General features: G+C 59.5%; 16 protein-coding genes. All 16 read right to left on the bottom strand.

Annotated features, from left to right (window positions below; all coding sequences use genetic code 11):
• Positions 1–73: 73 nt before the first annotated feature.
• On the bottom strand, positions 74–1,549 hold the full coding sequence (locus AB9L16_RS06955) for a sigma-54 dependent transcriptional regulator (RefSeq protein WP_041479014.1): 1,476 nt from the start codon (positions 1,547–1,549) through the stop codon (positions 74–76).
• A gap of 172 nt (positions 1,550–1,721) precedes the next feature.
• On the bottom strand, positions 1,722–2,018 hold the full coding sequence (locus AB9L16_RS06950) for a hypothetical protein (protein WP_016771085.1): 297 nt from the start codon (positions 2,016–2,018) through the stop codon (positions 1,722–1,724).
• Positions 2,019–2,029: 11 nt separating this feature from the next.
• Entirely contained in the window at positions 2,030–2,428 is a 399-nt protein-coding gene (fliS, locus tag AB9L16_RS06945) for a flagellar export chaperone FliS (RefSeq protein WP_041479013.1), read from the bottom strand.
• Between the two features lie 129 nt (positions 2,429–2,557).
• Positions 2,558–4,006, bottom strand: coding sequence for a flagellar filament capping protein FliD (gene fliD / locus AB9L16_RS06940; protein WP_095180716.1), 1,449 nt, complete (start codon positions 4,004–4,006; stop codon positions 2,558–2,560).
• 82 nt (positions 4,007–4,088) lie between these two features.
• Positions 4,089–4,445 carry a flagellar protein FlaG gene (locus tag AB9L16_RS06935; RefSeq protein WP_041479011.1) on the bottom strand — a complete coding sequence of 119 codons (357 nt, stop codon included), beginning with the start codon at positions 4,443–4,445 and terminating at the stop codon, positions 4,089–4,091.
• A gap of 72 nt (positions 4,446–4,517) precedes the next feature.
• Entirely contained in the window at positions 4,518–5,378 is an 861-nt protein-coding gene (locus tag AB9L16_RS06930) for a flagellin domain-containing protein (protein ID WP_016771090.1), read from the bottom strand.
• 242 nt (positions 5,379–5,620) lie between these two features.
• On the bottom strand, positions 5,621–5,887 hold the full coding sequence (locus tag AB9L16_RS06925; protein WP_375123282.1) for a hypothetical protein: 267 nt from the start codon (positions 5,885–5,887) through the stop codon (positions 5,621–5,623).
• Positions 5,884–7,173, bottom strand: coding sequence for a motility associated factor glycosyltransferase family protein (locus AB9L16_RS06920; protein ID WP_375123281.1), 1,290 nt, complete (start codon positions 7,171–7,173; stop codon positions 5,884–5,886). Before AB9L16_RS06920 ends, AB9L16_RS06925 begins: the two co-directional genes overlap by 4 nt.
• 87 nt (positions 7,174–7,260) lie before the next feature.
• Positions 7,261–8,187 (bottom strand): ketoacyl-ACP synthase III, encoded by a 927-nt coding sequence (locus AB9L16_RS06915; protein WP_016771093.1) that lies wholly within the window; start codon positions 8,185–8,187, stop codon positions 7,261–7,263.
• Positions 8,188–8,414: 227 nt separating this feature from the next.
• Positions 8,415–9,467, bottom strand: a complete 1,053-nt coding sequence (pseI, locus tag AB9L16_RS06910; protein ID WP_375123280.1) for a pseudaminic acid synthase — start codon at positions 9,465–9,467, stop codon at positions 8,415–8,417.
• Positions 9,460–10,965, bottom strand: a complete 1,506-nt coding sequence (gene pseG, locus AB9L16_RS06905) for a UDP-2,4-diacetamido-2,4,6-trideoxy-beta-L-altropyranose hydrolase (protein WP_375123279.1) — start codon at positions 10,963–10,965, stop codon at positions 9,460–9,462. The genes pseI and pseG overlap by 8 nt, the downstream gene beginning before the upstream one ends.
• Positions 10,962–11,657: a pseudaminic acid cytidylyltransferase gene (gene pseF / locus AB9L16_RS06900; RefSeq protein WP_375123278.1), complete on the bottom strand. Its 696-nt coding sequence runs from the start codon at positions 11,655–11,657 to the stop codon at positions 10,962–10,964. The genes pseG and pseF overlap by 4 nt, the downstream gene beginning before the upstream one ends.
• 6 nt (positions 11,658–11,663) lie before the next feature.
• Complete coding sequence (gene pseC, locus AB9L16_RS06895) at positions 11,664–12,827, bottom strand: UDP-4-amino-4,6-dideoxy-N-acetyl-beta-L-altrosamine transaminase (protein WP_375123277.1); 1,164 nt, start codon at positions 12,825–12,827, stop codon at positions 11,664–11,666.
• A complete protein-coding gene (gene pseB, locus AB9L16_RS06890) occupies positions 12,824–13,825 on the bottom strand; it encodes a UDP-N-acetylglucosamine 4,6-dehydratase (inverting) (RefSeq protein ID WP_041479004.1) in 1,002 nt (333 codons plus the stop codon). Before pseB ends, pseC begins: the two co-directional genes overlap by 4 nt.
• A 28-nt stretch (positions 13,826–13,853) precedes the next feature.
• Positions 13,854–16,766, bottom strand: coding sequence for a TIGR00180 family glycosyltransferase (locus AB9L16_RS06885; protein ID WP_375123276.1), 2,913 nt, complete (start codon positions 16,764–16,766; stop codon positions 13,854–13,856).
• A gap of 55 nt (positions 16,767–16,821) precedes the next feature.
• On the bottom strand, positions 16,822–17,559 hold the full coding sequence (locus tag AB9L16_RS06880; RefSeq protein WP_038860482.1) for a cephalosporin hydroxylase family protein: 738 nt from the start codon (positions 17,557–17,559) through the stop codon (positions 16,822–16,824).

Raw genomic sequence — 17,559 nt, 5'->3', positions numbered from 1 at the left:
ACGTTGCGAGGGCTGTAGCAATACCCGTGCCTAAAAAAAACCGCTTATAAATGAAGCGCTTGAAAAACAGGCGTCAATCATCCGCCTGTTCGTCTCCTCCGGCCCGGCTCATGCCGTACTTGCGCATCTTCTCGACCAAGGTTGTGCGACGGATGCGCAGACGCTCAGCGGCACGGGCGACAATGCCATTGGCATCGTCCAGCGCTTGCTGAATCAGGCCCTGCTCCAGGCCACCGAGGTAGTCTTTGAGGTCGAGACCTTCCGGCGGCAGCAACGCGTTGGCGCTGAAGTCCGGCGTATGGCCGTTGATGGCCACGCGTTCTTCCAGATCGCTGCGCAGGCTGTCGACCATCTGCTCGTCTTCGTCGTCGACGTAGCGGAATTTCTTCGGCAACTCGACCACGCCGATCACCCCGTACGGGTGCATGATCGCCATGCGCTCGACCAGGTTGGCGAGTTCGCGGACGTTGCCCGGCCAGCCGTGACGGCACAGCGACATGATCGCCGCCGAGTTGAAACGGATCGAACCGCGCTTCTCGTGCTCCATGCGCGAGATCAGTTCGTTCATCAGCAGCGGGATGTCTTCGACGCGCTCACGCAGTGGCGCCATTTCGATCGGGAACACGTTCAGGCGATAGTAGAGGTCTTCGCGGAACGAGCCGATCTCGATCATGCTTTCGAGATTCTTGTGCGTTGCGGCAATGATGCGCACGTCGACGCTCTGGGTCTTGTTGCTGCCCACGCGTTCGAAGGTGCGCTCTTGCAATACGCGCAGCAGCTTGACCTGCATCGGCAGCGGCATGTCGCCGATTTCGTCGAGAAACAGCGTGCCGCCATTGGCCAGCTCAAAGCGCCCGGCACGGCTGGTGATCGCGCCCGTGAAGGCGCCCTTCTCGTGGCCGAACAGTTCGCTTTCCAGCAGCTCTGCCGGGATCGCCCCGCAGTTGACCGGCACGAATGGCGCGTCGCGGCGTTTGGAGTGATAGTGCAGGTTGCGCGCGACCACTTCCTTGCCGGTGCCGGACTCGCCGAGGATCAGCACGCTGGCGTCGGTGTCGGCCACTTGCTGCATCATCTGCCGGACGTGCTGAATCGCACGGCTGGTGCCGACAAGACTGCGGAAAAGATTGGGTTCGCGATGACGGCCGCGCTCGCGGGCCTGGTCGTACATTTCGCGATAGACCTGGGCGCGATGCAGCGAATCGAGCAATTTGCTGTAGCTGGGCGGCATTTCCAGGGTTGACAGCACGCGACGACGCTGGTCTTCAGGCAGGTCAACGGAAGAATTATCGCCCATTAACAAAACCGGAAGGAACTCATCCCAGGTTGCGAGTGTCTTTAGCAAGCCCAAAAGCGCGCCAGGAGCATTAACGGTCCCGATCAGTACGCAAATGACTTCACGACTAGACGACAAAGAGCCGACTGCCTGCTGCCAGTCATGGCTGCCGCAGGGTAAATTTTCTTCGCCAAGAAAATTTAGAATCACCGCCAGGTCGCGGCGGCGGACGCTATCGTCATCGATCAGCAGAATTTTGGTTTCACGCCACATGCAATAGCAACTTCCCTAGTCAACTCAATGCCCGAAAAATGGGGCAAGCGAGACGCTTGCAGGACACCTTGTGCCTGTAGACGCCCTAAATCTGATAATAGCCACTAGTTAAGTCAAAAAACCGTGCACAGTCAAATTTATGGCGCACATCTCTGGTTCAACTGACGGTTAATCAACCAAACAGATGGTAAACCTTTGCAGCCTTTTGCGCTTGGGTGATCTGCGACATCTCGTTGGCTATCGCCTGCCGCTCGCCCATTGCCACCTCGAGAAGCTCTTTGTAGACGAATAGCAGCTCTTCAAGGTTATCGCGCAACGCAACTTCGTCCAGCGAAGCTTCCGCCATGACGTCTTCCATGCAGGAACGGCAAGCCAGATCCAGCTCGCCGATGGCTTCCCAGTTTCGTTCGGCCAATGCTCCGACCAACGCTTCACGGGTATCGGCAATTCGCTGCAATACAAGACTCATGGTGATCTCCTTCAGAACTGCGGAGCCGGCACGGGCGCGATGGCGTCCCAACCTTCTTTGACCGTGGTCAGCAGGCCGGCGACTTCGTCGAGTACACGGGGATCGCTGCTGATGTTCGCCTCGGCGAGGCGCTTCATCATGTAGATGTACAGGCCATCCAGATCGGCCAGTGCCTCTGCATTGTTTTCAAGGTCGAGACCTTCACGCAGGCCACTGACAATGCCGATGGCCTTGCTGATCGCCGTGCACTTGCCGGGAATATCCTTGCGCTCAATGGCGCCCTTGGCCTGCGCAATCCGGGCCAGGCCACCTTCCATCAACATTTGCACCAGGCGGTGCGGGCTCGCTTCGGACGTCTGCGCATGGGCGCCGACTTTCTGGTACTGCCGAAGGGCTAACATCGGGTTCATGTTCTACCTCATTGCCACGTTGACTCGTATAACCAGTGTATCGCCAACCGGCCCGAAAACTTTAGATCAAAAGACAAAAACCCGGCGCACGCCGATAAAGCGTAGCCGGGTTTTTGTCGTTACTGACTGTTACTTCGCCGACTGCTGAGCGTTCAGCGAGCTGAAGAACGACGTGATGTTGCTCGCCGTTGCCTTCATCTGCCCTACCAGCAAGTCCATGGCGTTGTACTTGGCGGTCAATGTCGACGTCAGGTTGGCAACCCGCAGATCCAGCGCCGCCTGCTGCTTCTGCAAGCCGCTCGTCAGACTCGCCAAGTTGGAGCTGCGCTGATCCAGCAGCCCACCGGTCTTGACGTACGGATCAACCGCCGCAGTCATACGCGCCAACAGACCATTCTTGGCGTCGGTGCCGCTGAAGAGCTGCTGAACCTGGCCAGCCATGCCTGGGATTTCCATACGCTTGTTGAACACTGCAGTATCGAGCGTCAGCAAACCGGTTTTACTGTCAGTCAACACACCCATCTGTGAAAGCACGGACAATTGGCCTGCTCCGCCCGCCCCTGGATCTGTCAACTGAGCGCGCACGTCCGCCATCAACGAACGCGGCAGAGCGTCACCAGTGAACGCCGCCGAAACGGTCAGATTGCCATCGGCATCCGGCGTTGCCTTGGACAAGGTGTCGATGGTTTTCTTCAGGGTGTTATAGGAATCGATGAACGATTGCAGCGATGTCTGGATGCCGGCGGTATTGGTCGCAACCGATACAGTAGCCGGCGTTGGCACGCCGCCCACGACGGGACTCGCAGTGACCAGATTCAGCGTCATGCCGCTGATCGCACCGGTGACGGTGTTGGTCTTGCTGGTAACGGCCAGTCCGTCGATGGTCAGGCTCGCGTCCTTGGCCACATCACCGACCGCACCGGATGCCCCTGCCGCAGGACTGTCACCCATCTTCTGGGTGCCATCGATCTCGAGACCGGCGATACCGCTGACCTGCAGGTCCATGCCGGCGCCCGTCTTGTTGGAGCTCAGTACCAGACGCGAGGCGCCGGTACTGTCAGTCACGATGTTCGCGGAAATGCCATTGCTGGACTGCGCGGTGTTGATCGCATCGCGCGTGGACTGCAAGGTGGCATTGGCCGGAATCGCGACATTGTAATCAATGCCATTCTGACTGATTTTCAGAGTACCACTCGGAATGGCACTGGCGGCCCCGCCGGCAAAGGCGGCACTGGCAACTTTGGAGCCGGTGGCCAGGTTTTTCACGACTACGCTGTAAGTACCCGGCACGGCGGTTTTATCCGAAGTGGCACCGACGACAGTTGGCGTATCCGAGGTTGCAGTAAAACCGGCAAACGCCGGGCTTGTTGCCTTGTTCAGATCACCCATCGCTTTCTGATAGGCCGCCAGTGCACTTTTCAGCGAACCAACGCCGGAAATCTTCAGGCTGTTGCTTTTGGTCGCGGTATCGATCTGCGTCTGCTTGGCAGACTTGTCGGCGTTGACCAGCGCGGTCACGATCGCGCCGATGTCCAGGCCGGAACCCAGTCCGGAACCCGGTAAAATTGGACTTGCCATGTGCATCTCCCTTCAGATTGCTGCCATTCTTTTGACCGTTACACGCGTCCTGAGAACGAACAAACACTATTCATGCCATTTATCAGACCTTGGCGTCGAACAATACATGACTTGCATTGGCGAGGCTGTCGGCCAGTTTGAGGGCTTCGGCGGAAGGAATCTGTCGAACGACTTCACCCGTCTCGCTCGCGATCACCTTGACGATGACCTTGCCGGAATGCTCGTCAATCGAGAACTCCAGATTACGCTTGATCGACTGGACGAACTTTTCGATCTCTTGCACCGCCAGCTTCAACTTGGCGCCGTCCGAATCCTGATCCTTGGCAGCGACCGGTGCTTCAGTCTTTTGGACTTTAGGCAGCTCTGACGGTTTGTCAGCAACCGGTGTCACTGGCTTGGGAGCCGGATAAGACACGTTAAGCTTTACGCTCATGTCCATGCCCATCACCTCTTAACGTAAAAAAGCGAGAGAGCACGACAAGCGCACTCCCCCGCCTAAACTTGTTCCGGATTACTGAAGCAGCTTCAGTACAGCGGAAGGCAGTTGGTTGGCTTGAGCCAGTACGGAGGTCGAAGCTTGCTGCAGAGTCTGCTGCTTGGTCAGGTTAGCAGTTTCTGCGGCGAAGTCGGTGTCCTGTACACGACCCTGAGCAGCGGTGGTGTTTTCAGTGATGTTCTGCAGGTTGGAGATGGTGCTGGTCAGACGGTTTTGCGAAGCACCCAGGCTGGCACGGGTTGCACCGATTGCAGCGATAGCGGCGTCGATTGCAGTGATCGCGTTGTCGATGTTCTGCGAAGCAGAACCAGCACCAGTACCCGAAGTACCGGTCAGAACTACAGTACCGCTACCTACCGACAGGCTGACGGCGTCGAACTTGGAGCTCAGTACCAGGTCGATGTGGTTAGCCGAACCGGTGTTTGCGCCAACTTGCAGGGTCACAGTACCAGCCGAACCGTCCAGCAGGTTTTTGCCGTTCAGGTTGGTAGCAGCCGAGATACGGGTGATTTCGTCAGACATCTGAGCGAATTCAGCGTTGGTAGCGGTCTGGTCAGCGGTGCCGTTGGTACCGTTACGAGCTTTAACAGCCAGTTCACGCATACGCTGCAGGATGTCGGTCGAAGCTTGCAGAGCGCCTTCAGCGGTCTGGGCAACGGAGATACCGTCGTTGGCGTTCTGGATGGCCTGGGTGTTACCGCGGATCTGCGAGGACATACGGTTGGAGATCTGCAGGCCAGCGGCGTCGTCTTTGGCGCTGTTGATTTTCAGGCCGGAAGACAGGCGCTGCATCGAGGTGGACAGAGCGTCGGAAGCGCGGTTCAGGTTTTTCTGAACGTTCAACGATGTGGTGTTGGTGTTTACTGTTAAAGCCATGACGAATTCCTCGTTGGTTGGGTACTGCGGCTTCCGGCCCTGGCAACCGCCGGGTATGGCCTAGAGAACCTTCGTAATAGTTATCGTCGGGTTTGCAGGTTGCTTGAGGGCTTTTTGAAAAAATTTTGCCATCACCACGCCACCCCCGAGAAAACAAAGACTTAGCAGCACATCCAGCGCGAAAAAATGACGTCATAAAACCGCCTGTAACGCAAAGCCGCGGGCCAGCGCTGCGCAGCGGTTCAGCGCCTGGCACTTTCCAGCAATTCGACCAGTTCGTATTCCATATAGTCAGCCAGGCCCAACCAGTCCTGGCGCTCCTGACAGTCGAGCATTTGCGTGAGCACCTGTGCCCACGCTTGCTGGATATCCACTGAGGCAGACGACAGAGATTGCTGGGCCTGTTCGAACACATCGACCATCGTCAGCGCCGCTTCAACATCGCGCCCAAGGCGAAACAAAGCGGCACACTGGCGGCACTGATCCTGACACTGACTCAGCGCACTCATTGCACGAACTCCGGATTGAAAGCGGTCCCGGCAATCGATGCACCGGCGCGGCTGCTGTTGAGAAACTCGACCTGCGGATGCGCGGCGATATAACGCTCAAGCACACATAGATAGCCGCGAAAATTCAGCTGAGTGCTGACGCGCTGACCATGACCATCGCGCACCCAGTGCCGCGCCTGGGCCAGCGGCGGGCCTAAATCGCCGTCGTCCCAACCGGCGTGGGTCTTGTTCATCGGGAAAGCGAAGTCAGCGCCAAACAGAGTGATTCGGCTCGCGCCCATTTTTACCGCGAGATCCACCGCCGGATGGATCACGCTACCGCCGACGTGCAGCTCACCACGTGGATACTGTTCTCGCAGGTCGCTGTAGATCGGGCTGGCCGAATAGCCGCCATAACGCTTGCCCTTCCATGCCTTCAATACCTGCGGATCGCTCATCGGCAAGTACACCAGCGCAATGTTCTCGGACGCCTCGCACGGCAGATGCCGAAAGCCGATGCGCTGATCGATGCTCACCACCAGATCAGGCTCGATGCCGTGCTCACGCAATGGCCGATAGGCCGTATCAACGCAGATGAACAACGGCCGCTCAGCAAGCTGACGGATCGCCGCCAGACGTTCGAAATGCTGCTCCAGTGTCGGCCCGGTGGCGATCACGTAGACTTCGCGCCCGGCGCAGCTACCGAATAACTGCGCGACATCGTCATCGCCAAGCAGCACCGGCAGACATTCCTGCAAGCGTTGCTGGATTTCTGGCGACTGCGGATCGAAATCGCGATTGTTGAATGTCAGGTGTACTTCATTGATCAGCCGGTCGCGGACCTTTGCATTGAAGTCATCGGCCAGCAGCATCTCGGCCGGCAAGGCAAAGAATGGCGTGAAGAAGTCAGGGTGATCACCGGCGTAAAACAGTTCGACCCGAGGATCCTCCAGCCATTGGCGCTGATCGAGCAGTTGCAGTACCAGCGCGAACAGCGCGCCGTTGAGAATGTGCACGTAAAGACGCTCCAGCCCTGCGCGCTCAAGCAGCACACCGGGCAAATCGCCGAGGCCAGTGCCATAGACGTGAACATGCGGTTTTTCCGGCAGGCTCGCCGCCTGGATTTGCGCCTCATGCAGACGATCATGGCGACTGGTGAGCTGAATGCCATCGACGCTCAGCGTCGAGCCCAGTCCTTGCACGAGTTCGGCCTGCACGGACGCGCTGTCTTCAGCCATCAATCGCTCGAACAGCGCCGGCCAGCGCCGTTGCAACACCTCGGCATTGGCTTGGAAAAACTCGCTCATGGCGCCTCGCGCTCCTTCTCGGGCAAAAAAATAGCGTTCAAGGTTAACCTTGAACGCTATTTTTGTATCAGAGGTTTTTGCTGCGGCTTACGGACGATAGATGATCGCCGAGCCCCACGACAGACCGACACCAAAACCGCTCAGCGCAACGCGCTGCCAGTCAGAGTCGAGGACGTGTTTTTCCAGCAGCAGCGGAATGCTCGACGACACGGTGTTGCCGGTCTCGACCATGTCCTTGATGAACTTCTCCGGTTCGCCTTCGAAGCGTCGCGCCACGGCGTCGACAATCGCCGCGCTGCCCTGGTGAATGCAGAATGCGTCGATGTCATCGGCCTTGAGATTGGAATCGTCGAGCAACTCGTGCAAGTGCGCCGGGACTTTCAGCAGAGCGAAGTTGAAGACCTGACGACCATTCATGAAGAACACGCCGTTGCTGACTTTCAAATGCGGTGCGCCGGAACCGTCGGTGCCGAACTTGGCCTTGCCCAGCGCCCAGGTCGGGTTTTCGCCCATCCAGGTGGCGGTGGCGGCATCGCCAAACAACATGGTGGTGTTGCGGTCTTCCGGGTCAACGATTTTCGAGTACGGGTCAGCGGTGATCAGCAGGCCATTCTTCAGGCCGGCGGCTTCCATGAAGCCCTTGATCGCGTAGATGCCGTAAACATAACCGGAGCAGCCCAACGAGATATCGAACGCTGCGACATTGGTCGGCAGGCCGAGTTTGTCCTGGACGATTGCTGCTGTGTGCGGCAGGCCTTCTTCATCACCGTTCTGGGTGACGACAATCAACGCGTCGATCGATTCACGCTTCAGTTCAGGATTGCTGGCAAACAGCGCATTGGCCGCTTCCACGCACAGGTCAGAAGTTTCCTGCTCAGCGTCTTTGCGCGGCAGGAACGCCGAACCAATCTTGCCCAGGATGAACTCTTCATCCTTCTCGAATTTTGCACCTTGTGCGTAATTGTCCACGCCGGCTACAGGAACGTAGCTCGCAATGCTTTTTATGCCAATCATTACGGCTTCCCAATAAAAAACAGCCCAAAACCACCGCTCGCAAGGATTCGAGGGGCGCCGACAAACAGAAAACGGCCGCCACAACGGGCAGCCACGGGAAGCGCAAAGGGCTATCACTGGAACCGCAAAACGGGCCAGGCGCCATCTCCCCGGTCAATACAATACAGTGAAGATGCGCGTTATGACTCGCAGGTCACGCTATTTTGCCGAATCGATGGCAGATTGGCTTATTCGATCAGCGACCAATCCAACGGCGTGCCACGCTTGATTGCGGTGCGCGCGCGGCGTCCGAGGACGGCATCGGTGTGCTTGGGCGGCAGGCCGAGGCCGGGACGAATGGCGCGCAGATTGTCCCCGGTAAAGGCTTCACCGGCAGCCATGTCAGCGGTGACATACAGCGAACGGCGATAGACCAGCGACTTGCGCTCGGCCTCGGTGACGCCGTAATGCACCTGGCCCATGGCCTGCCAGGCACGCTCTGTTTCGACGACCAGACTGGCCAGCTCCGCAGGCTCAAGGGAAAAACTCGCGTCGACACCACCGGCCGAACGATCAAGGGTGAAGTGTTTCTCCACCACCGTCGCGCCCAGCGCCACCGCCGCCACCGACACGCCAACGCCCATCGAATGATCTGACAGCCCCACCTCGCAACCAAACAGCTCGCGCAGATGCGGGATCGTGCGCACATTGCTGTTGAGTGGCGTGGCCGGATAAGTGCTGGTGCACTTGAGCAACACCAGATCCTTGCAGCCGGCCTCGCGGGCGGCACGCACGGTTTCATCCAGTTCGGCGATGCTGGCCATGCCGGTGGAGATGATCAGTGGTTTGCCGGTCGCTGCCACTCGACGGATCAACGGCAGATCGGTGTTTTCAAAACTGGCAATCTTGTACGCCGGCACTTCAAGGCTTTCGAGAAAATCCACCGCGCTGTCATCGAACGGCGTCGAGAACGCGAGCATCCCAAACTCCTTGGCCCGAGCAAAAATCGGCGCGTGCCACTCCCACGGTGTGTGGGCTTTTTCGTAGAGATCGTAGAGCGACGTGCCGGCCCACAGACTGCCCGGATCCTTGATGAAGAATTCACCTTCAGCCAAATCCAGGGTCATGGTTTCGGCGGTGTAGGTTTGCAGCTTCAAGGCATGCGCTCCCGCCTTGGCCGCCGCCTCGACGATTTGCAAAGCGACGTCGAGAGACTGGTTATGGTTGCCGCTCATCTCGGCAATGATGAACGGCGGCGCATCGGCACCAATGGTGTGGTGGCCAATCTTGAAACTAGACATGCGGGTGATCCTTCAAAACACGGCTGAACGCACAGGTTTCCTGGATGAATCCGGCGTCGCGAAAAACTTTCAATGAAGACTGATTGGCGGGCATGACTCGCGCAGTGATGCGTGTCAATTGCGGCCAGTGCGCAGCGACAAACGCTTCGCCACGGCTGAGCACTGCCCGGCCCCAACCGAGGCCGAAGCGCCCCTCCAGCAGATAAATCGAGACTTCGGCTTCAAACCCGCGCAAGTCGTAACGCAGCACCCCGACCGGGCCGTCGTCCGCCTCGGCAATCAGCAGCAGCCGCTGCGGATTGCGCAGACTCGCCGTCAGCCAGTGCAGATGCTGCACCCAATCGATAACGCCGGTTTCCAGCGACCAGCGCCGCACTGCTTCGGCATTGCGTCCATCGAACAGCAACTGCGCATCGTCCTGGGTTGCCGGGCGCAGTTTCAGCACCGCGCCGGCCAGCGCCGCCGCGACGCGTGCGGCACCGCGCCCGTCGACCAGTTGCCGCGAGCGCTCGGCGAGGCTGCGGCGTAGAAAATGATTGTTCACGACGAAGCCGACCGCATCACGCAACTGCTCGACGCTGACCTGCTCGCGGCCGCCCATGAACACATGCGCACCGGCAGCGGCCATGACTTCGCCGTTGGCCTGCTGATTGTTCGCCACGGCGATGCAGATCGTCGGCAAACCCAACGCCGCGCGCTCCCAACTGGTGCCACCGCCGGCGCCGATAAACAGATCGGCCTCAGTCATGCGCTGATGGAAATCGCTGACGAAACTGTGCAGGCGCCAGTTCGGTCGCGTCTCGGCCAACGCTTGCATCTGCGTCCACGCCGGGTTGTCGGCGCCAGCGACGAAGTCCACCTGCAACTCAGTGAAATCAGCCAGCGCCAGCATCGCATGATGAGTCTGCCTCGCCGCGTCGAAACCGCCGAAATTCACCAGCACACGCCGGGCCTTCGGTTTGATCTCGATGGCATCGCAGTTGAATTCTTCGCGCAGCATGGCGTAGCGCGGGCCGAGCAAGGTGCGACAGCCTGGCGGCAGCAGCGCCGCGTAGTTTTCACTCAAGCCCGAGAGGTTCTGATTGAGCAGCAGATCGACGCTGTAACGCCGCGTGGCCAGATCATCCACGGCGGCGATTCGATGCGCCCAGCGCCGGGCGGCGGTTTGCCAGTGATGATCGAGGCCGTAATGGTCGGTGATGATCCAGTCGAACGGTGCCTGCCCGTCCAGCAGCAGGCCCAGTGCATCAATATCGAACTGCCACGGCAACATCGATTCGATAGCCTGCAGCGGGTCTTCGTCACGATAGCGCTCGGGCAGCGCAAAGGTCTCGAAGCCCTCGGCACTCAAGGCTTCGAGTCGATGCCCGGGCAAACGCCGACAGGCGAATGCGACATGACTGCCCTGCCCGCGCAGCACCCGCGCCAGAGTCACGCAGCGGGCAATGTGGCCGCTGCCGATGGTTGGCGAGGCGTCGGCGCGGATCAGCACCCTCATTGCAGTTCTCCGCCGGCCTTGAGCGCCGCGTAAAGGTATTCGGCGCGTTTCCAGTCCTCGGGGGTGTCGATGTCCTGGACCAGATGACGCGGCAGGATCACCGGCAGACTCGCTGGCGAGAACAGCGTCTCGCCGCGCAACCACGCTTCGCTGCGGCCCCAGTAAAACTGCCCGGCATCCTGAAACGCTTCGGGCAGATCCTGCGAACGGGTGGTGCGATATTCCGGATAAAGCGACATCAAGGCGCCCTCCTCGTCGAGGGTCAGTGCGCGCTGCACCGGGAAACCGAAGCCGCACACCGAAAAGGCAAACGACTTGTGCGGATGCTGCTTGAGCAAATCCAGACCCTGACGCAGATAACGCGCCTGCAACAACGGCGCGGTCGCGTACACGCAGCAGGCGTAATCGAACGTCGGCAATTGCTGCAAGGCATGCACGATCACCGCAGCGGTGCCGGTGAAATCATCGGCAAGATCAGCCGGTCGCATGAACGGCACCTCGGCGCCATTTGCCCGCGCTACGTCGGCAATTTCCTCATCGTCAGTGCTGACTGCAACCATCTCGAACAGCCCTGACTCCAGCGCCGTGCGAATCGAGCGGACGATCATCGGTACGCCGTCGAACGGTTTGAGATTCTTGCGCGGGATGCGCTTGCTGCCACCACGGGCGGGGATGATCGCGACGCAGCTCACGGTGCCTTACTCCTCAAGCAGCAGCCGACGCAGTTGCTCGACCACCTGATCCTGTTGTGCCTCGCTGAGCAAAGGGAACAGCGGCAAGCTGATCGCCTCGGCGTAATAGCGCTCAGCCTCGGGAAAGTCGCCCTCGGCAAAACCCAGCTCGCGATAGTACGGCTGCAGATGCACAGGAATATAGTGCAGATTCACGCCGATGCTGGCGGCGCGCAAACCTTCGAACACCTGGCGATGACTGAGGTTGCAGCGCTCGGTCTGCAAGCGCACCACGTACAAATGCCACGCTGATTCGGCCTCGGGCTGCGCGCTCGGCAAGGTCAGCGGCAGGTAGGCAAGCAACTGATCGTAACGTGCGGCCAGTTCCCGGCGACGTGCGACAAACTCATCCAGCTTGCGCATTTGCGACAGACCCAGCGCCGCCTGCAGATCGGTGATCCGGTAATTGAAACCCAGCTCGATCTGCTGGTAATACCACGCCCCGTGGCTCGGCTCGGTCATGTGCTCGGGATCGCGGGTCATGCCGTGGCTGCGCAGGCGTCGAAGACGTTCGGCCAGCACCGGGCGATTGGTCAGGACCATGCCGCCTTCGGCGCTGGTAATGATTTTCACCGGGTGAAAACTGAACACCGTCATCGCCGCGAAGTCGCCACAACCGACTGGACGCCCGGCGTAGCTGGCGCCCACCGCGTGCGAGGCGTCTTCGATCACGGTGAAGTTGTAGCGCACCGCCAGGTCGGCAATCTTGCGCATATCGCAGCTCTGCCCGGAGAACGCGACGGCGACGAGGACTTTCGGCAGCGTGCCATCGCGTTCGGCCTGTTCGAGCTTTGCTTCAAGGGCAAAGGCATCGAGGTTCCAGGTCAGCGGATCGATGTCGACGAAATCAACATCAGCGCCGCAATAACGCCCGCAATTGGCCGAGGCAAGAAAGGTGTTTGGCGAGGTCCACAAGCGATCGCCCGGCCCCAGGTCAGCGGCCAGACAAGCAATGTGCAGCGCCGCCGTTGCATTGCACACCGCCACGGCGAAATCCGCCTGACAGCGCGCGGCCATGGCCTGCTCGAAGCGCTCGATGGTCGGCCCCTGGGTCAGCCAGTCCGATTGCAGCACCTCGACCACCGCATCGATGTCCGCCTGATCAAGGCTCTGCCGACCGTAAGGAATCATACCGACAGCTTCGCGTGCAGATCGGCGATCTGCCCCACTGAAAGGAAATGCGGGTTGGTGTCCGAGCGATACTCGAAATCCTCGCCCACCGCACGCCCACGTTCGCCAAGTTTATCGACGGCAAAATCGACGTCGACGCTGGTAAAACGAATCGACGGCTGAATCGTGTAATGGTCTTCAAACTCCAGAGTCATGCGCGCATCGTCCAGCGGCACCATCAACTCATGCAGCTTCTCGCCGGGACGGATGCCGACGTTCTTGTGCGGCAGATGTTCAGCCATGCCGCGCGCCAGATCGACGATGCGGATCGACGGAATCTTCGGCACGAACACTTCGCCGCCGTGCATCCGCGCAAAGCTGTCGAGCACGAACTGTACGCCGTGGTCGAGGGTGATCCAGAACCGCGTCATGCGCTCGTCGGTGATCGGCAATTCTTGCGCGCCGTCAGCGATCAGCTTGCTGAAGAACGGCACTACCGAGCCGCGCGAACCGGCGACGTTGCCGTAGCGCACCACGGCGAAACGGGTCTGCTGCTCGCCGGCAATGTTGTTGGCGGCGACGAACAATTTGTCCGAGAGCAACTTGGTCGCGCCGTACAGATTGATCGGGCTGGCCGCCTTGTCGGTGGACAGCGCGACGACTTTCTTTACGCCGTTATCGATCGCAGCGGCGATGATGTTTTCCGCGCCGTTGACGTTGGTGCGGATGCATTCGGTCGGGTTGTATTCCGCCGCCGGCACCTGCTTTAGCGCGGCGGCATGCACCACGTAATCGATGCCGCGCATGGCCTGACGCAAGCGGTCGGCGTCACGCACGTCACCGATGAAATAACGCATGCACGGCGCATTGAAGGTCTGCTGCATCTCGTACTGTTTCAGCTCGTCGCGGGAGAACACCACCACACGCTTGGGCTGGTATTGCTCCAGCAAGCGACGGATGAAGTTGCGCCCGAACGAGCCGGTGCCGCCGGAGATGAAGATCGATTTACCGTTGAACATTTTTTCAATTCCGTCCCTGTCGCCAGGCTTAAGCGAGCAACTGTGCCCAGTCCAGTGAAGCATTGTCATCGAGCACGAAGCCTTTGCCCTTCAGGCTCAGGTTCGCGTTGTAGGCCTGATCCTGAACGAATGCCGCCGGCCATTTTTCGCGCAGGGCCAGCAGCGCTTGCGGGGCGTCAGGCATACCGCCCTGATGGATGACTTGCACCGCCGGAGTCCATACCGTCAGATAACCGGCTTGCCCGGCGCTCAGGCACAGATCGACATCGCTGAAGCCTTCGGCAAATGTGCTTTCGTCCAGACCGCCGAGCGCCTCGTACAACTCTTTGCGGACCATCAGGCACACGCTCGATACCGCCGAGTAGTTCTGTTCCACCGCCAAGCGGTGCAGGTAACCGTCGGCATCGTGATCTTCACCGACGAAGGGCGAATCGACCCCGCCATTCATGCCCAGGATCAATCCCGCCTGGCTGATCTTGCGATCACGGTCGATCAGTTTTGGCCCGACCACGCCGACCTCCGGACGCAGAGCATGGTTGAGCAAAGAGTCGAGCCAGTTCGGATTGACCACTTCCGCATCGGCGGCGAGCAGCACCAGGTACTCGCCACGCGCCTGACGACTGCCCGCGTTGAATAATCCTGCTGCGCTCAACGTCCGATCAGTACGCAGCACCTGCACTCTGGAGTGCTTGTAAGTCCCGAGCCAGTCATTGATCTCAGCCGTCTGATCCGCAGTGGCGGCGATCAGCACTTCATAGTGATGGTAACGGGTACGCAGCAACACACCTTCAAGGCAACGTTGCAGCACCGCCAGATCGCTGCCCGCCGGAATAATGATCGACACCAGCGGACGATCACTGTGGTGGTAGTCGATCTGGTAAACCCCCGGGACCGCTGACGTCACTTTGCCCTTGTAACCGCGATTGCCCAAATGGCGCAGCAGCGCCAGGCGCTCGTCAGCATTCTCGACCAGCTCTGGTGCCTGGCTGATCAATAGCGGCTCGTCGAGGTGAGCCAGGCTGTTGAGGCCGTGTTCTTCGATAAGACGCAGCAGCACATCGAGCTCCAGTGCCTGACTGAAATCAGCGCGATAGCCGCCGATTTCGACCAGCGCATCGCGCCGTACCAGCCAGTGCCGCGCCATCAGCGTTGGCAGGCTCAGCAGCAGATCAAGGTTGAAGCCCGGCCGGAATACGTCGGTCAGGGCACCGTTTTCCTGACGCTGGATTTCGTCGGTGGATACCGCGCGGCAATCGCCGGCGTTCATCAACTCCAGGCTGGCGCGCAACAATCCGCTGGCAGTGAACTCATCACCGGCTTCAGCCAACAGCAGCCAGTCACACGGCGATTGACGAGCGCTTTGATTGAGCTTGTCGATCAGATTGCCCGCGGTCACTCGGACAAAATGCAGGGTGTTCTGCGCCGTGGTCGCGGCGGGCGCTTCGCCGGTGGTGAACACGACAATGCGGAAGGCCTTGCACTGCCCTTCCAGCAAGCTGTCGAGAGACACCTGAAGCTTGTCGATGTCGTCGTCCAGATCCAGCAGAAAAATGCCGAACTGCGGCCCGCCGCCATTCACCGCCAGATGTTGGCCGATTGCCTCGAGGTGAGCGCCGGGCGCACGTGCGGCCAGCCAGTTGAGCAGGCGACCGGACTGCATCTTGTCCATGACCGCATGATGGTCATCGACGGTCAACGCTTCGAGACGCTCGATCCAGGCCTGCATCGCTTGCGCCTCTTCGGCTTGGCCCATCGATGTCAGTTGAGCCGCCAGCCGCTTGACCACGGTGCGATTGAACGCATTGAGATCGTGAGCCTGCCACAAACGGTCGAGAACGCTTTCCGGCGTGTCGTTGTTGCGTGCTTGCAGCAAGTGCGCCTGACGGGTCCAGACGCCCTCCAGGCCTTCAAGCTGGATGCGCCCCGCCGGCATGGCGTGCAGCATGAATTCGAACTGCGCCAGGCGGTCGAAAAATGCCTCGTTGTAGAACGGCATTTCCACGTACTGCAAAGGCCCGAAACGACGATCCGGGTACTTGAGCTCCTGATTCCAGGTGGACTGGATGATCAGTTCCGCGGTCAGCGCTCGATTCGATTGCAGGCTGTCGACCATTGCCTCGAAGCTTTGCAGGGCAAGCGCTTTGCCCTGCTCGGCGTTCAGCCCTTTGATCTGGGTTGGCAGCGCGGCAAGGAACTCGGCAAAGGCTTCACGCTCGGCGACCGATTTGGCATCGACGTAAGTCAGCGAGTGATACACCTCGGTGCTGTGCTCGGAGGCACCGTAGTTGATCTCCCGAACCACATAAGGGATCGGCAGAATCCGTGCTTTGGCACTGGCCAGCAGGAAATAGACATGGCCGATTTCCTGCCACTGGAAGCTGGTGCCGGGTGGCAATGCCGAGTGCCAGGTCTTCATCAGATCAGTACGGGTCACCGCATAGAACGGCGGGATGTACTGGCTCATGTAATCGATGACCCGCTCCTGAGCCTGTTCAGAGCAGTAGTCTTCCTGGACCTTTTTGTCGCGGCGGTAGTAGCTGACGCCACCGGCCAGCGTCAGGTACATCAGGCAGTAGCCGTGGCACATGCCGTAATCCGGATTGACCTGCAGGAAACCCACGGATTCGGCCAATGAATCATGCAGGATGAAGTCGTCATCGGCCGCCAGCACCATGTACGGCGTGGTCAGTTGCTCGACACCATAGGCCAGTTTGGCCTGCATCCCCCAGTACGCGAATTGCGGCACATGATGGTAATCGACGGCGGAAAAATCGCCTTCCGGACGTTCCGGCGAGGAGTCGAGCACCATGATCTTGCAGGGCAAGTCGCTGTAATACTTCACAGCCCGACGCAGGAACGCCGGTCGGTTGTGGGTAATGAGCACCACCGTCAACAGCTCATCTAGCGGTAGCGTCAGTTCAGAACTGTACTTGCCTTGCATAACTTCTCTCCACAACCGGCGACTCGCCGAAACAACTCTGGGTAAATGTTGCGAATTAACGAACGCGACGCAGGTAGCCGTCCGGCGCCACGGTGATCAGCAGTTTGTTCTGCAATTGCTGGTCGATTTCGAAGTCCTGGTTCTCTTCCAGGTACTTCCACACGGCGGTTTTCGGGTTGTCGCCCGGGCCCCATGGACGATCCGGGAAGAAATCGGCCGGCATGTCTTCAACCACGGTGTCCATGACCACGCAATAGCTGTCGACCGACACCAGCGGCGCGTAGAGGCGCAGCTCTTCGAGCACGTGATCGTGGGTGTGATTGGAGTCGAGGACCAGAATGACTTTCTTGCCTTTGGCGGCGGCCTGCACCTGAGCGGCAATGGCCGGGTCGATGCTTGAGCCTTCGATCATCTTGATGCGCTTGGCCATCGGGTGGCTTTCGATGGCTTCACGGTTGTGCGGACGAATGTCGAGGTCGATGCCGAGCACTTCGCCGTGGCCTTGCAGCTCGAGCAGCGAGGCGTAGTAGATGATCGAACCGCCGTGGGCAATGCCGCACTCGATAACCAGGTCCGGCTTGACCTGCCAGATGATCTCCTGCATGGCCATCATGTCTTGCGGCAGCTGGATGATCGGGCGGCCCATCCACGAGAAGTGGTAGCTGTATTTGTGCTTGGCCGATTCGTTGAAGAAATCCCGGGCCAGGCCGGTCAGTTTCGGGTCGTCACCTTGCTGGGCGATCTGCTCGCGGCACTCGGCTTCGAAGGCTTGGTTGATGCTGTTGTCGGTCAT

Origin of the sequence: Pseudomonas sp. LW8 (assembly GCF_041956865.1) — a bacterium.
In the GTDB taxonomy this organism is placed as follows: Bacteria; Pseudomonadota; Gammaproteobacteria; order Pseudomonadales; family Pseudomonadaceae; genus Aquipseudomonas; species Aquipseudomonas siliginis.
This window is presented reverse-complemented; position numbering and strand designations above follow the sequence as displayed.

Excerpts from the sequence above, each read along its gene's own strand:
- pseC (WP_375123277.1), bottom strand. The coding sequence starts at position 12,827 with ATGATTCCTTACGGTCGGCAGAGCCTTGATCAGGCGGACATCGATGCG.
- AB9L16_RS06920 (WP_375123281.1), bottom strand. The coding sequence starts at position 7,173 with ATGAGCGAGTTTTTCCAAGCCAATGCCGAGGTGTTGCAACGGCGCTGG.
- fliS (WP_041479013.1), bottom strand. The coding sequence starts at position 2,428 with ATGAACCCGATGTTAGCCCTTCGGCAGTACCAGAAAGTCGGCGCCCAT.
- pseI (WP_375123280.1), bottom strand. The coding sequence starts at position 9,467 with ATGTCTAGTTTCAAGATTGGCCACCACACCATTGGTGCCGATGCGCCG.
- AB9L16_RS06925 (WP_375123282.1), bottom strand. The coding sequence starts at position 5,887 with ATGAGTGCGCTGAGTCAGTGTCAGGATCAGTGCCGCCAGTGTGCCGCT.
- pseG (WP_375123279.1), bottom strand. The coding sequence starts at position 10,965 with ATGAGGGTGCTGATCCGCGCCGACGCCTCGCCAACCATCGGCAGCGGC.
- AB9L16_RS06950 (WP_016771085.1), bottom strand. The coding sequence starts at position 2,018 with ATGAGTCTTGTATTGCAGCGAATTGCCGATACCCGTGAAGCGTTGGTC.
- AB9L16_RS06915 (WP_016771093.1), bottom strand. The coding sequence starts at position 8,187 with ATGATTGGCATAAAAAGCATTGCGAGCTACGTTCCTGTAGCCGGCGTG.
- AB9L16_RS06930 (WP_016771090.1), bottom strand. The coding sequence starts at position 5,378 with ATGGCTTTAACAGTAAACACCAACACCACATCGTTGAACGTTCAGAAA.
- AB9L16_RS06880 (WP_038860482.1), bottom strand. The coding sequence starts at position 17,559 with ATGACCGACAACAGCATCAACCAAGCCTTCGAAGCCGAGTGCCGCGAG.
- AB9L16_RS06935 (WP_041479011.1), bottom strand. The coding sequence starts at position 4,445 with ATGGACATGAGCGTAAAGCTTAACGTGTCTTATCCGGCTCCCAAGCCA.
- fliD (WP_095180716.1), bottom strand. The coding sequence starts at position 4,006 with ATGGCAAGTCCAATTTTACCGGGTTCCGGACTGGGTTCCGGCCTGGAC.
- AB9L16_RS06955 (WP_041479014.1), bottom strand. The coding sequence starts at position 1,549 with ATGTGGCGTGAAACCAAAATTCTGCTGATCGATGACGATAGCGTCCGC.
- AB9L16_RS06885 (WP_375123276.1), bottom strand. The coding sequence starts at position 16,766 with ATGCAAGGCAAGTACAGTTCTGAACTGACGCTACCGCTAGATGAGCTG.
- pseB (WP_041479004.1), bottom strand. The coding sequence starts at position 13,825 with ATGTTCAACGGTAAATCGATCTTCATCTCCGGCGGCACCGGCTCGTTC.